The sequence below is a fragment of the Streptomyces geranii genome (assembly GCF_002954775.1).
Classification (GTDB): domain Bacteria; phylum Actinomycetota; class Actinomycetes; order Streptomycetales; family Streptomycetaceae; genus Streptomyces; species Streptomyces geranii.
Genome location: NZ_PJME01000006.1, coordinates 377,708 through 391,563, shown reverse-complemented (window position 1 = coordinate 391,563; position 13,856 = coordinate 377,708). Strand labels below are relative to the sequence as shown.

General features: G+C 71.8%; 10 protein-coding genes. 6 read left to right on the top strand and 4 right to left on the bottom strand.

Going from position 1 to position 13,856, the window contains the following annotated elements:
• Nucleotides 1-434: 434 nt before the first annotated feature.
• Both CW359_RS12345 and CW359_RS12340 read left to right on the top strand, forming a co-directional pair.
• Entirely contained in the window at nt 435-2,102 is a 1,668-nt protein-coding gene (locus CW359_RS12345) for a thiamine pyrophosphate-binding protein (RefSeq protein WP_105969911.1), read from the top strand.
• Nucleotides 2,103-2,169: 67 nt separating this feature from the next.
• Nucleotides 2,170-2,904: an IclR family transcriptional regulator gene (locus tag CW359_RS12340; RefSeq protein ID WP_105969910.1), complete on the top strand. Its 735-nt coding sequence runs from the start codon at nt 2,170-2,172 to the stop codon at nt 2,902-2,904.
• An 89-nt stretch (nt 2,905-2,993) separates the two neighbouring features.
• Here CW359_RS12340 and CW359_RS12335 read toward each other — a convergent pair whose 3' ends face one another.
• From CW359_RS12335 to CW359_RS12325, 3 genes are all read right to left on the bottom strand, one after another.
• Entirely contained in the window at nt 2,994-4,466 is a 1,473-nt protein-coding gene (locus CW359_RS12335; protein ID WP_105969909.1) for a sugar ABC transporter ATP-binding protein, read from the bottom strand.
• Nucleotide 4,467: 1 nt separating this feature from the next.
• Nucleotides 4,468-5,538: a sugar ABC transporter substrate-binding protein gene (locus tag CW359_RS12330; RefSeq protein ID WP_105969908.1), complete on the bottom strand. Its 1,071-nt coding sequence runs from the start codon at nt 5,536-5,538 to the stop codon at nt 4,468-4,470.
• Nucleotides 5,539-5,608: 70 nt separating this feature from the next.
• Nucleotides 5,609-6,658: an ABC transporter permease gene (locus tag CW359_RS12325; protein ID WP_105969907.1), complete on the bottom strand. Its 1,050-nt coding sequence runs from the start codon at nt 6,656-6,658 to the stop codon at nt 5,609-5,611.
• A gap of 146 nt (nt 6,659-6,804) precedes the next feature.
• Between CW359_RS12325 and CW359_RS12320 the strand changes: the two genes are divergently transcribed.
• Nucleotides 6,805-7,530, top strand: coding sequence for an SDR family NAD(P)-dependent oxidoreductase (locus CW359_RS12320; RefSeq protein ID WP_105969906.1), 726 nt, complete (start codon nt 6,805-6,807; stop codon nt 7,528-7,530).
• Nucleotides 7,531-7,540: 10 nt separating this feature from the next.
• On the opposite strand, the gene CW359_RS12315 is transcribed toward CW359_RS12320, so the two are convergent.
• The gene (locus tag CW359_RS12315; protein WP_198655188.1) at nt 7,541-9,022 is read right to left on the bottom strand and encodes a M1 family metallopeptidase; all 1,482 of its coding nucleotides are present in this window, start codon (nt 9,020-9,022) and stop codon (nt 7,541-7,543) included.
• A gap of 164 nt (nt 9,023-9,186) precedes the next feature.
• Here CW359_RS12315 and CW359_RS12310 point away from each other — a divergent pair, with 164 nt between their 5' ends.
• The 3 genes from CW359_RS12310 (at nt 9,187) to CW359_RS12300 (ending at nt 13,853) form a co-directional block, all read left to right on the top strand.
• Nucleotides 9,187-11,139: a Xaa-Pro dipeptidyl-peptidase gene (locus tag CW359_RS12310; protein WP_105969904.1), complete on the top strand. Its 1,953-nt coding sequence runs from the start codon at nt 9,187-9,189 to the stop codon at nt 11,137-11,139.
• Nucleotides 11,136-12,407, top strand: coding sequence for a M14 family metallopeptidase (locus CW359_RS12305; protein WP_105969903.1), 1,272 nt, complete (start codon nt 11,136-11,138; stop codon nt 12,405-12,407). Before CW359_RS12310 ends, CW359_RS12305 begins: the two co-directional genes overlap by 4 nt.
• Before the next feature lie 402 nt (nt 12,408-12,809).
• Complete coding sequence (locus tag CW359_RS12300) at nt 12,810-13,853, top strand: oxidoreductase (RefSeq protein WP_105969902.1); 1,044 nt, start codon at nt 12,810-12,812, stop codon at nt 13,851-13,853.
• Nucleotides 13,854-13,856: the final 3 nt, after the last annotated feature.

Below are 13,856 nucleotides of genomic sequence, written 5' to 3'. Positions count from 1 at the left end.
GCCGGGGGGGGGGGGGGGGGGGCGGTTGGGGGGGGGGGGGCACGGCGGGGGTGGGTGGTGGATCGGCCTGGACGGCCTCGTCCTCAAACGCCGGACGGGCTGAGTGGTGCTGGTCGTGGTCGGGGCCGGGGCTGGGGGCGCTGGTCAGGGCCGGGGGCGGTGGCCGGGGCTGAAGGGGCAGGCTTGGGGCTTGGCCTTGTAGCGCCGGTTCGTATCTTCAGCCTGTCCGGCGTTTGAGGACGAGGCCGTTCAGGCCGACAAGCGGGGGTCTGGGGGCGCAGCCCCCAGGGATGGGAACGGGTAGGGGCGGCGGGGGCGAGGAAAAGCGTGTCGTTCAGCGACACGGCTCCCTTGCTCCTCACCCACCTGTCCCCTGACCCTGACCAGCAACCGGCCCGCACCACCCCACCCCTCCCCGCCCCCGAGGAGCCCCCATGGGATCCCGCCCCGCCCTCGCCCTCCTGGAAATCCTCCGAGGCGAAGGCGTGGACCGCGTCTTCGGCAACCCCGGCACCACCGAACTCCCCTTCCTCACCGCACTCACCGAACTCACCGCCCCCGCCCACACCGAGGGCACCGACACCCCAACCCCCACCTACACCCTCGGCATCCACGAAGGAGCCGTCGTCTCCATGGCCGACGGCTACGCCCGAGCCACCGGCCGCCCCGCCTTCGTCAGCCTCCACATCGCCGCCGGCCTCGCCAACGGCCTCCTCGGCCTGCTCAACGCCCGCCGCTCCCGCACCCCCCTCGTCGTGATGGCGGGCCAACAGGACCGCCGCCACCTCCAGCAGGACCCGATGCTCACCGGCGACCTCGTCTCCCTCGCCACCCCCGCCGTGAAGGCCGCCTACGACATCCAGCACGCCCACGACCTCCCCCTCGCCCTGCGCCGCGCCTTCGCCCTCGCCGCCAGACCCCCCGCCGGCCCCGTCTTCCTCTCCGTCCCCATGGACCTCCTCGCCGAGGACACCGAGGTCGACGTCCCGGCCCGCGGCACCCCACCCCGACCCGGTCCAGCCCCCGCCCCCGACCTCGACCGCGCCGCCGCCCTCCTCGGCGCGGCCACCCGCCCAGTGATCGTCGCCGGTGACGCGGTCGGCCGCGAGGGCGCGCTGCCCGCGCTGATCCGGACCGCCGAGGCCTGTGGTGCCACCGTCCACCACCAACCCATGGCCGACTGGCTCGACTTCCCGACCACCCACCCCCTCCACGCGGGCATGCTCCCGCCCCGCCACGACGCGATCCGTGCCGCCCTCGCTCCGTACGACACCGTCCTGATCGCCGGCGCGCACGCCTTCACGCCCCACCACTACACGCCGGGTCCGGCGCTCCCGCCCGGCATCACCGTCGTACAGCTGGACTCCGACCCGGACGAGATCGGCCGCAACTTCCCCGTCGACGCGGGGCTGGTGGGCGGACTCGCGCCCTCCCTCGACAAGCTCGCCGAGCTGCTGCGCGGTCAAGTGCCCGCGCACACCGCGAAGTCGCGGATCCTGCGCGCCGGAGAGCGGCACAGCAGCGAGCGCGAGCGGACGGAGGCCGCCGCCCTCGCCGCGTACTCCCCGGCGCCCCTCGCCCCCTGGGCCGCCGCGCACGCCGTCGCCCGGGGACTGCCGCCGGACGCCGTGGTGGTCGAAGAGGTCATCACCGTAGGGCTGTTGCTGCGGCAGCTGGTACGGCTCGACCGTCCCGGAAGCTATACGCACACCGTCGGCGGCGGCCTCGGCTGGGGCATCGGTGCCGCCGTCGGACGCTCGCTCGCCGAGCCCGGGCGGCCGGTCGTCGCCGTACTCGGGGACGGGTGTGCCCTGTTCGGGCTTCAGGGGCTGTGGAGCGCGGCCCGTACGCGGGCTCCCGTGCTGTTCGTCGTCATGAACAACGGTGTCTATCGCACCCTCCAGGACACCTATGCGGCGATGGGCGGCCAAGGCGTCTGCCCGGGAACGGAGTTGGGGCCGCTCGACTTCACCCAGGCGGCCCGGTTCTTCGGCGTCGACGCCGTACGGGCGAGCGGCGCCGAGCAGGTGCGGGAGATCGTCGCCGGGGCGGGCGAGTTGACCCGGCCGATGCTGCTCGACGTACCGCTGCGGCAACCGTGAGGAGACGTTCCGGACTCATAGCCACGCGCGTCTTGTCACCCGGCCCCCAGGGCCCGACCATCTCCCCATGACGGACGGACCGGTTCCGAAGTCGGTGCTCGCGCGAGGCGTGACGCTGCTACGAGTCTGCGGTGACGCCGACACCGCGCTGAGCCTCGCCGAACTCGCCCTGCGCACCGGCCTGCCCAAGCCGACCGCGCACCGGCTGATCGGCGAACTGGTCCGGCTCGGGCTCGTCGAACGCACCCCCGAGGGCTCGTACCGCATCGGCCTCGCCCTCTTCGTCCTCGGCCAGTCGGCGCCGTCCGTACGCGAACTCCGGGACACGGCACTGCCGTTCCTCGGCGATCTGCACGACGCGACGAAGGAGAACGTCCACCTGGCCGTGCCGGACGGCACCGACACCCTGTTCCTGGAGAAGATCACCGGCCGCCGCGCCACCCCGATCGTCTCCCGCAGCGGAGGCCGGCTCCCCGCCCACTGCACGGCCACCGGCAAGATCTTCCTCGCCCACGGCCCCCGGCTGTCCCGCGCCACCCTGCCCCGCCTGACCCCCCGCACCCTCACCCTCCCCGGCCAGCTCGCCCGCGACCTGGCCCTGACCCGGGCCCGCGGCTACGGCGTCAACCTGGAGGAGGCCGAGGTAGGCATCTCGGCGGTGGCGGCCCCGGTCTACGGCCGCGACTCCCGCCCCGTCGCCGCCATCTCGGTGACCGGCGGCACCCGTCGCCTGGACGTGGACCGAGTCGGCGCCCACGTGTGCGCGGCGGCCCGAGCGCTGACGAGGCGACTCTCGGCCTGAGCCCTTCACCCTCCTTACCCCTACCCTCCTTAGCCCTCCACCGCCTTACCCCGCGCCCTCACTCCCCTTGCCCCGCCGCCCCTTACCCCTCACTCCACCCTCGGCGCCCCCCGCTGAATCGCCACCGCCAACTCATGCTCCGTCAACCGCTTTCCGTACACCTCTCCAGTGATCCGCCCCCGCACGAACACCAGCACCCGGTCGCACACCTCGGCCAGTTCGGCGAGGTCGGTCGAGGCGAGCAGGACGGCCGCGCCGTCCGCCGCCAACTCGCCGACTATGCGGTGCATTTCGGCCCGTACGCCGACGTCGACGCCCCGGGTCGGATCGTCCAGGACCACGATCCTCGGGTCGGTCGCGAGCCACTTCGCGAAGACGACCTTCTGCTGGTTGCCGCCGGAGAGACGGCCCACGACGTCGTGCGGGCCGCCGCGCAGTCGTAGACGTTCCGTCAGTTCCGCTGTCCTGCCGACGAGTTCGGCGCGGGACGGCATCACGCCACCCCGCCCCAGCGCCAGCCAGCTCACCGCCGTCGCGTTCTCCCACACCGTCCGCCCGGTCATCAGCCCGTACCGCTTCCGGTCGCTCGGCACGAACGCGACCCCGGCCCGCACCGCCGCCCGCAGCGAACGCGGCTGTCCCCGGCCCCCGATGTCGACCCGCCCGGCAGAGACATCCGAACGGCCGCACACCACCTCCAACGCGCCCAGATGTCCCGCCCCTTGGAGCCCCGCGACCCCGACCACCTCGCCCGCCCGCACCGTGAACGTCACGTCCGTGAGCCGCCCGGGCACGCTCACCCCGGCCAGCACCACCGGCGGCGGCGCGTCGATCGACTCGCGCCTCCGGCGGCGTACCGGCGGGGCGGGCCGGCCGCCGAGCATCGCGGTCACCAGCTCGGGGACGTCGAGTTCCGTGCGGCGTACGCCTGCCAGGGCGACCCGGCCGTCCCGCAGGACCGTCACGCGCTGCGCGAAGCGCATCACCTCCTCCAGGAAGTGGGTGACGTACAGGACCGCGATGCCCCGCTCGGTGAGGGTGCGCAGGACGCGTTCGAGGCGGTCCACGGCCGCCGCCGGGAGCGCCGAGGTCGGTTCGTCGAGGACCAGGAGTCCGGGGCGGCGCAGCAGGGCCCGGGCGATCTCCGTCAACTGCTGGTCCGCCAGCGGGAGTTCGCCGAGCAGGGTGCCGGGCTCGACGGCCAGGCCCAGGTCGGCCAGGACCGGGCGGGCGGCGCGGTCCATCGCGCCGTGGTCCAGCAGGCCGAAGCGGCGCGGTGGGCGGTGCGGGAAGAGGTTCTCCCGGACCGTGAGGTCGGGGAAGAGGCTCAACTCCTGCGAGACCACCGCGATTTGAGTCGCCCCGGTCAGACGCACCGTCCCCTCGTCCGCCGCCAGCGTCCCCGAGAGGATGCGCACCAGCGTCGACTTGCCCGCCCCGTTCTCCCCGACCAGCGCGTGCACCTCGCCGCCCCGCAGCCTGATCCCGGCGCCGTCCAACGCCCGCACCCCGCCGTACGACTTGACCAGGTCCCGCGCCACCAGCACATCCCCGTACGTCATTTCAGCGTGCGTCCTTCAGCGGCTTGAGGTTGGCCTGCTGGTCGCCGAGGAGCTTGTCGATCGTCGGCTTGTACCAGTCGTACGCCGCCTCGGGGGACTTCTGGCGGGTGATGATCTCGTCGATGTTGGTGGAGTCCACGACCCCGCCCGGGGACAGGAACCAGCCGTCGAGCAGCTTGCCGTCGTTCTCCCGGACCGCCTCGATCAGCATCGCCGTCGACAGATAGCCCTTGAGGAAGTGCTGCGGGTCGATGGTGACGAAGTTCGAGCCGTCCTTGACCGCGTCGAGCGTCTTCGGGTCGACGTCGAAGCCCGCCGTCAGCCACTTGCCGCCCTCCGCCTGCTTGATCTTGGCGAGGTTGTAGCTGTCGGCGTCCCCGACCCCGAGGAAGGCCAGCGCGTCCGGGTGCGCGTTGACCTGCGCCGACCAGGAACTGTAGTTCTGCCCGGGATCGCTGTACGTCTGGAAGGGGCCGAGCACCTTCACGTCCGGCACCTTCGCGGCGAACGTGTCGGCGATCCCCTTGGCCCGGTTGTCCAGCACCGGCGTGCCCGGGTTGGGCACGCCGATGACGATCTCGCCCTTCGGGTCGGCACCGAGCCGCTTCAGTGCCTCCGTCGCCATCAACTCGCCCAGCGCGTAGTTGTCGTTGCCCACATAGAAGGTGACCTTGCTGCCGTCGGTGGGGGAGGTGTCCAGGGCGACGATCGGGATGCCCTGGTCGACCGCACGGGCGGCGGGCCTGGTGAAGATCGGCGGGTCGAGGTTCTCCAGGACGATGCCGTCCTTCGCGCGGGCGGTGAGGTTCTGGAAGAGCTGCACCTCGGCGGGGCCGTCGGTGTTGGGCGGCCCGACGGCCTTGAAGTTCACGTCGCCCGCGTGGCTCGCCGCGCTCTCCGCGCCGAGGACCATCTCGTGCGCGAAGTTCAGGGAAATGTTGGCAACTGCTATGCCCATGTTGAGCTTTCCGCCCGAACCGGCGGAACCGCTGTCGGAGTCGCCGCATCCGGCGGCGGCCAGCAGCACCAGCGCGCCGAGCGCGGCGGGCAGCGTACGGAGTCGGCGGTGCATCGTGGCCTCCAAGGGAGCGACCCACAGGGGTGGTTGACGGGTGTGACAGAGGGGGGAGCCACCTGGGTGGCTATTTGCGTCGGCGTCCGGTCCGGCGCAGCGCGCTGTCGGCCGCGACCGCGACGAGGATGACCCCGCCGGTCGCGAACGACGTCCAGTTGATGGGGACTTCGAAGAACACGAGCCCGGCGGCCACGACCGACAGGATCATCGCCCCGGCCACCGCACCGATCACCGAACCGCGCCCGCCGGCCAGCGGAGTGCCGCCGATGATGCACGCGGCGATGGCCTGCAGCTCGTAGCCCTGGCCGAGCGTCGGATCACCGGCGCCGTTGAAGGCGAGGGCGAGAGCGGCGGCGCAGGCCGTGGTGAGGCCGGAGAGGGCGAGGGCCTGAACCCGGGTGCGTACGACGGGTATTCCGCTGAACTCGGCGGCCTCGGGGTTGGAGCCGATCGCCCGAACCCGGGCCCCGAAACGGGTGCGGGCGAGCACCACCGACAAGGCGACGACCACCGCGAGCAGCACCCAGAGCGCGAACGGGACTCCGCCCGCGTCGCCGCCCGCGAGGGTGAAGAACGAGTCGTCCAGCGGCAGATCGGTGATCTGCCTGCCGTCCGCGAGGGCCAGCCCGACACCCCGGAACAGCAGCAGCGTGCCCAGCGTGACGATGAACGACGGCAGCGCGAGCAGCGTCGTGACGAGCGCGTTGAACACCCCGAGCAGAATCCCGGTGGCCAGCATCACCGGCACGGCGAGCCACGGCGGCGTCCCCTCCCGCACCAGCAGCGCCCCCACGACCAGGCACATCGCGTAGCTGCCACCCACCGACAGGTCGACCTCGCGCATGGCGAGCGCGAACACCATCCCGCACGCCATCAGCGAGATGTACACGGAGTTGTGCGCGGTGGAGAGCAGGTTGTCACTGGCGAGGAAGTCGGGATACGGGATACCGATGCCCGCGATCAGCAGCCCCAGCACGAGCAGTACGCCCAGTTCGTCCCGTACCACCCGGCGCGGCAGCAGTCCGGCGAGCCGCGGCGGCACCCTGAACCGCCGCCGCCCGCCACCCTGTTCACGGGCGCGCTCGGCGTCGTCCACGGCAGGCTCGGTCTCGGTCATCGGACACGGCTCCCGTACGGGCGGCTGCAACGCGGGCTGGGGGGTGCACCGCAGCGTGGGCCCCCCGGGCGCGGGCGGCAACCGGGCCGTTCCGGCGAGTGAAATGCGCTCTTGCCGAGCGGCCGGTGTCTCACCACACTCGCCCCATGGAGACGCGCACCGCCCTCGTGACCGGCGCGGCACAGGGCCTCGGCCACGAGTTCGCCGTCGCGCTCGCGGGCCACGGCTACCGGGTCGCCGGACTGGACCTGGTCCCGCAGCCCGAGACCGCCGGAAAGGTGCTGGACTACCTGGAGTTGACCGCCGACGTCACCGACGAGTCCCAGGTGAGCCAGGCCCTGGAACGCGTCATCGACCGCTTCGGCACCCTGCACATCCTGGTCAACAACGCGGGCGTCTACCCCTCCTCGCCCTTCGAGGACACCACCCCGGAGGAGTGGCGGCGCGTGATGCGGGTGAACCTGGAGGCGCCGTTCCTGGTCACCCAGGCCGTGCTGCCGCACCTCAGGGCGGCGGGCTGGGGGCGCATCGTGAACATCACCTCGGCGGCCGTCCTCACCGCCCCGCCCACGATGGTCCCCTACGTCACCTCGAAGATGGGCCTGATCGGCTTCACCCGCGCGCTCGCCTCGGCCCTCGGCCCCTGCGGCATCACGGTCAACGCCATCGCCCCCAGCATGGTCCGCACGGCGACGGCCGAGCGGACGGTGGGCGCGGACGGCGGCTTCGAGCACGTCCGCGCCCAACAGGCCGTACCGCGCACGCAGTTGCCGTCCGACCTGGTCTCGACCCTCCTCTACGTCATCGACGAGGGCAGCGGCTTCCTGACCGGCCAGACCCTCAACGTGTCAGGCGGGTCGGCCTACTTGTGAGGCGTGCGGCTCAGTGCCCGTCGTCGTGCACGGAGTTGGTCGCCGCGATCGCCTTCCACGACTTCGGTGCCACCGGCACGGCCGACGCCCGTACCGCCGGAGCCGCCGGTTTCGACGCCTGGAACAGCCACGTGTCGAAGAGCGCCCCCAGCGACTCGCCGGACACCTGCTCGGCGTACGCCCGGAAGTCGGCGACGGACGCGTTGCCGTACGCGAACCTGGTGGGCCAGCCCTTCAGGATCGCGAGGAAGTCGGTGTCGCCGATCTCGTTGCGCAGCGCCTGGAGGGCCAGCGCGCCTCGGTCGTAGACGGCCAGGTCGAACTGGTTCTCGGGGCCCGGGTCGCCCGGCTTCACGGTCCAGAACGGGTCGTCGGCCGGGTGGACGGCGTACACGTAGTCGGCGAGTTCCTGTGCCGTGCCCTCGTTCTCGTGCTCGGACCACAGCCACTGCGCGTACCGCGCGAAGCCCTCGTTGACCCAGATGTCCTTCCAGCCGGCGACGGACACCGCGTCGCCGTACCACTGGTGGGCCAGCTCATGGACGACGACGGAGACGTTCGTGCCGTTCGCGAACTGGCGGGGACTGTAGAAGGGGCGCGTCTGCGTCTCCAGCGCGTACCCGGTGTTCGTGTTCGGGACATACCCGCCGAGGGAGTTGAACGGATACGGGCCGAAGTACTCCGCCAGCCAGTCGGCGACCTCCCCGGTCCGCTCGACGCTCGCCCGCGCGGCCCCGTAGTTGTCGCCGAGGTCCTTGCTGTAGGCGTTGACCACCGGGATGCCGCTCTCGGTCGTCCCGGTCGTGAGGTGGAACCTCCCGACGGCGAGCGTGGCGAGATAGGTGGCCTGCGGCTTGTTGGAGCGCCAGTTCCAGCGGGTCCAGCCGAGGCGTGAACTCGTCGACTGGAGCGTGCCGTTGGAGATCGCCTGCGAGCCGTCCGGGACGAGCACCGAGACGTCGTACGTGGCCTTGTCGAGCGGGTGGTCGTTGCTGGGGAACCACCACCAGGCGGCCTCGGGCTCGTTGGCGCCGACCCCGCCGTCGGGTGTCCGGTGCCAGCTGGTGAAGCCGTACGCCTGCTTCGACGACGGCACCCCGCTGTACCGCACCACGACCGTGACCGCCGTCCCCTTGGCCAGGGGAGTACGCGGAGTGATCTCCAGCTCGTGCTCACCGGAGGTCGCGAAGGCAGCCCGCGAGCCGTTGACCCGCACCTCGCTCACGTCGAGCAGGAAGTCGAGGTCGAAGCGCGACAGATCCTGGGTCGTGGTCGCCAGGAGGGTCGCCGTACCCTCCAACTCGTCTGTCGCGGGCTGGTACTTGAGCCGCAGGTCGTAGTGCGAGACGTCGTAGCCGCCGTTGCCGTACGACGGGTAGTAGGGGTCGCCGATGCCCGGGGCGCCGGGGGAGGGGCTCGCGGCGGATGCCGGGACCGCCAGCATCAGGGAGGCCGCCGCGAGCGCGCCCGACGGGATGAGTCTGCGGTGCACGAAAGCTCCAAGTCGTGGGGGGCATGAAGTCTGTTCGCAGCCTATTCATCACCTGTGGGACCGGGCGGGTCCACAACCACCCGTGTCACACGATCGCCATTCGGCCGCCACGATCCCAAGAGGCCCTCTTTTGAACGGGAGTTGACCGCAGTACCGTCCGGCGCATGCCGAAACGCACGCGCTTCACGACCTGGAGAACGCTCGCGACGGCGGCCACCGCCGCCCTGATGGCCGCCCTGCTCACCCCGGCGGTCGCCCACAGCGCCCCACGCGAGAGCAGCCCCGTCTACTCCTACGCCGACGCGATCCGCGAGGCCGTCTGGGTGGACACCGGACTCGACGGCGACAGCGACGGAAGGACCGACCGCGTCGCCGTCGACATCGTCCGGCCGCGTGAACCCGCCGCGCAGGGCCGGAAGATACCCGTGATCATGGACGCCAGCCCTTACTACTCCTGCTGCGGACGCGGCAACGAGAGCCAGCGCAAGACGTACGACGCGAACGGCAACGTTGTCCAGATGCCGCTGTTCTACGACAACTACTTCGTGCCGCGCGGCTACGCCTTCGTCGGCGTCGACCTGGCCGGCACCAACCGCTCCGACGGGTGCGTCGATGTCGGCGGACGCTCCGACATCCAGTCCGCGAAGGCCGTCGTCGACTGGCTGAACGGCCGCGCCAAGGCCTACACGAGCCGCACCGGCACCGACCGCGCCGAAGCCACCTGGACCAACGGCCGGACGGGCATGATCGGCAAGAGCTACGACGGCACGATCGCCAACGGCGTGGCCGCGACGGGCGTAAAAGGCCTGAAGACCATCGTGCCGATCAGCGCCATCTCCTCCTGGTACGACTACTACTTCGCCCAGGGCGCCCCGCTCTACGACTCCGGCCCCGAATGGCTGTCGAACTACGTCGAGAGCCCCGCCGCCCGCGCCAAGTGCGCCGCCGTACAGCAGAAGATCGTGGCCGGAGCCCCGCGCACCGGTGACTGGACGTCCTTCTGGACCGAGCGAGACTACGTGAAGGACGCCCGCAAGATCAGGGCCAGCGTCTTCGTCATCCATGGCCAACAGGATCTCAACGTCCGCCCCAAGCACTTCGGCCAGTGGTGGGACGCCCTCGCGAAGAACCGTGTCGAGCGCAGGATCTGGCTCTCCCAGACCGGCCACGTCGACCCCTTCGACTTCCGCCGCGCCGCCTGGGCCGGCACCCTGCACCGCTGGTTCGACCACGAACTCCTCGGCTACGACAACGGCATCGACGACGAACCCATGGCCGACGTCGAACGCCACCCCGACCAGTGGGTCACCTCGAACGTCTGGCCGCCCCGCGCCACCGACACCGTGAGCCTGCGCCCCGGCACCGGCGAACAGCCCGGCGTCGGCACCCTCGGCCTGCGCAAGCAGCGGGGCACGGAGAGGTTCACCGACGACCCGCGCCTGAGCGAGACGGACTGGTCGGCGCGGATCGACACCCCGACACCCGGCAAGGCGGGCTTCATCACCGAGCCGCTCGCCACCGACCTGCGCGTATCGGGCTCGTCCACGGTGACCGTGCGAGCGACCCCGACCACCACCACGGCCCACCTGACGGCCGTCCTGGTCGACCTCGGCCCGGACACCATCCGGGACTACGCCGACGCCGCCGAGGGCATCACCACGCTCGCCGACCGCACCTGCTGGGGCCCGAGCACCACCGGCGACAGCTCCTGCTTCCGCTCGACGCAAGCGAAGACGACGGCCGTCGACTACACGATCGTCAGCCGAGGCTGGGCCGACCTGGGCAACCACGCCTCGGCCACGAAGGGCACCCCGCTCACCCCGGGCAGGCCCTACACGATCACCCTCGACCTGCACGCCACCGACCACGTGCTCCCGGCCGGCCACCGACTCGCCCTGATCGTCGCGGGCACCGACAGGGACCTCATCGACCCCCCGTCGACCACCCCGACCCTCACACTCGACCTGTCCCGTACGACGGCCAGGGTCCCGCTCGTCGGCGGTGCGGGCGCGTTCGCGCGGGCCACGGCCGGTACCGTCGCGGCCACCCCGACCCCGTCCGTCCTCGACGGCGTACGCGACCCGCGCGCCGCCCACCGCATCCCGGGAGCGCTGTGAAGCCGCGTCTGGCCACGGTGATCGCCGCCGCCCTCGCCGCCCCCTTGCTGTCCGCCCCCGCCTATGCCGCCGATGCCCGACCGACGCCCCCACGCACCGGCTTCGAGCAGACGAACGGCGCCCGCTGGACGACCCAGCCCGAGGAGCAGGACTTCCTGGCCACCGTCGACCGGGCGAGCACCCGCGTCACGCTCACCCGCATCGGCACCACCGAGCAGGACCGCCCGCTGCAACTCGTACGCATCGCCGAGCGCCCGACCACCCGCACCGTCCTGCTCATCTGCAGCCAGCACGGCGACGAGCCGTCCGGCCGCGAGGCCTGTCTGACGACGGTCCGCGACCTGGCGTACACGAAGGACGCGCGCACGAAGGAGTTCCTGTCCCGCACGACCCTGCTGGTCGTCCCCACCGCCAACCCCGACGGCCGCGCCGCCGACACCCGGGGCAACAGCGACGGCGTGGACATCAACCGCGACCACCTGTCCCTCCGGACGGCGGAGGCACGGGCGATGGCGACGATCCTCCGCGACCGCCGACCGGATGTCGTCTACGACCTGCACGAATACACGGCCACCCCCCTGTACTACGAGAAGGACCTGTTCGACCTCTGGCCACGCAACCTGAACACCGACGCGGCCGTACACACGGAGGCGCGGACCCTTTCCCGGTCGTACGTCCGACCGGCGGCCGGGAGCGCGGGCTTCACGACAGGCACGTACGGCATCTGGACCGACCCCGTCACCGGCGACCCGATCCGGCAGGTCGCCGGCGACGGACAGGAACGCATCCTGCGGAACATGTCCGGCGTGAAGCACTCGGTAGGACTCCTGATCGAGAGCCGCGTCGAGCCGCCGACGGAGGGCACGCCGGAGCCGGACAACAACCGCCGCCGGGTGAACTCCCAACTGGCTGCCCTGAAGGGCTTGTTCAGCTTCGCCGGCGAACGAGGCCGCCAGGTGGACACGGCAACTGCCGCCGCCCGCCTGACCGGTTACCGGGACACCGGCCCGATCTACCTCGGCGGCGCGGACAACGACCCCGCCGAACCGACCGAGGTGATCGAGAACCCGGCGTGCGGCTATCGGCTCACGGCAGAGCAATTCGCCGAGGTGGCAGACGAGTTGGCCCTGCACGGAGTACGGACGAGGCCGGACGGCGCCGGGGCGTACGTACCCCTGCGCCAGTCACTGCGAGCCCTGGTTCCGCTGCTACTGGACGAACGGGCCCCGTACCACCTGACGGCGGGGGAGGCGGACGTGAACTGCTGAGCCGGCGGGAAGCGGGCTGTCCGCAGGTTGTCTGTGCAGGGGGGCTGGTGAGGTCGGGTGGCGCGAAAGTGCCCCCGACCAGGGGCGCGGGGAACCGCGCGACCAGCCCCCACCGCCCCGCAGCCAAAGAACCACCCATCCCGTACCCCCACCTCGTCCAGCCGCAGCCCAGCATGTACACCCTCGACCATGCGTACGCCCGCCCCATCCGGCCACCACGCCCACACCCGGACCCGGCGCCCACGCCCGACCGGTACCACCCCCATGGCCAGGCCACAGACCCCACCGCCGGCCACGATCACCCCACCACTCCGCCGCGCGCCCCCGCACGCCCCCGCGGGGACGTTAGCGGAATATGTCATGCCGTGCTCAGATCGCTCCCAGTCTGGGGATACTCACAGCATGTCTGCCGAGTACGCCACCTTCGGCCTGGCACCGGCGATGCGTGCCGGTGGAGTCCTCGCCAACGGTGACTACCAAGTCCACCGGGATTTCCTCGACTTCATCGTCGACGGCCGCCCCCTCCTCTACCAGCTCTCCGACCTCGACGCGGTCTCCCCGCTCGCCTCCGACGTCCCGCCCGCGATCTTCACCGCCCAGGTCCGCGGCCTGCTCCTGGAGGCCGACGCGCCCCTGGAGGGCGGCCGTTACGTCATCTACGGCTGTCCCGAGTGCGCCGACCTCGCGTGCGGCGCCGTGACGGCGGCCATCGAACGGGACGGCGACGACTACGTGTGGCGCGACTTCGCCTGGCAGACGGCCGCCCAGGTCGACCTGGAACTGAACGGCTACCACGGCATCGGGCCTTTCCGTTTCCCCGGCGCCGAGTACCGCGAGGCGCTCGGTTCCCTCCTCGACACCGCGGAGACCGCCGAGTCCGTGGAGCAGGGCGCGGCCCGCCGCCGGGTGCTGCTGATCGGCGCCCGGGTCGCCGTCCTCGCCAAGCTCGCCGCCGCGCTGCGCACGATCGGGATCGGCGCCGACATCACGCGGGAGGCGACGGACGTCCCCGCCGACGAGCTGCGCGGCTACGGCGCCGTCGCCTTCGGCCGGACGACCGGCGAGGAGGAACGTGCCGCCGTACGCCGTTCCTTCGAACACGCGGGCGTCGAGGTGGCGTACGTCGACGGCCTCGCCCCGATCGTGCCGCTCCTCGTCGCCCAGATCGAACACGCCCTGGACCGCAGCCCGTTGGAACGCCGCCGCCTCACCCGCCTGGTCGCGGCCGACGGCGAGGCGGGCATAGAGGTCACCTCCACCTGCCGTGTCCACCTCACCGCGTACCGCCAGGACCGCCTGTCCCGCACCCAGGCCCAGGAGGTCTTCGACGGCATCCTCGAACCCGGCAGACACCGCATCGCCCTGGACGCGAAGGCGGTGAAGGGGGAGTCGTTCATCGTGGCGCGCACGTCGGGAACCGTGCTGGTGGAGCCGATGGCGAGGTGAAAT

Bases quoted from the DNA above. Each gene is read 5' to 3' on its own strand.
- CW359_RS12345 (WP_105969911.1), top strand. From the start codon at position 435: ATGGGATCCCGCCCCGCCCTCGCCCTCCTGGAAATCCTCCGAGGCGAA.
- CW359_RS12340 (WP_105969910.1), top strand. From the start codon at position 2,170: ATGACGGACGGACCGGTTCCGAAGTCGGTGCTCGCGCGAGGCGTGACG.
- CW359_RS12335 (WP_105969909.1), bottom strand. From the start codon at position 4,466: ATGACGTACGGGGATGTGCTGGTGGCGCGGGACCTGGTCAAGTCGTAC.
- CW359_RS12330 (WP_105969908.1), bottom strand. From the start codon at position 5,538: ATGCACCGCCGACTCCGTACGCTGCCCGCCGCGCTCGGCGCGCTGGTG.
- CW359_RS12325 (WP_105969907.1), bottom strand. From the start codon at position 6,658: ATGACCGAGACCGAGCCTGCCGTGGACGACGCCGAGCGCGCCCGTGAA.
- CW359_RS12320 (WP_105969906.1), top strand. From the start codon at position 6,805: ATGGAGACGCGCACCGCCCTCGTGACCGGCGCGGCACAGGGCCTCGGC.
- CW359_RS12310 (WP_105969904.1), top strand. From the start codon at position 9,187: ATGCCGAAACGCACGCGCTTCACGACCTGGAGAACGCTCGCGACGGCG.
- CW359_RS12300 (WP_105969902.1), top strand. From the start codon at position 12,810: ATGTCTGCCGAGTACGCCACCTTCGGCCTGGCACCGGCGATGCGTGCC.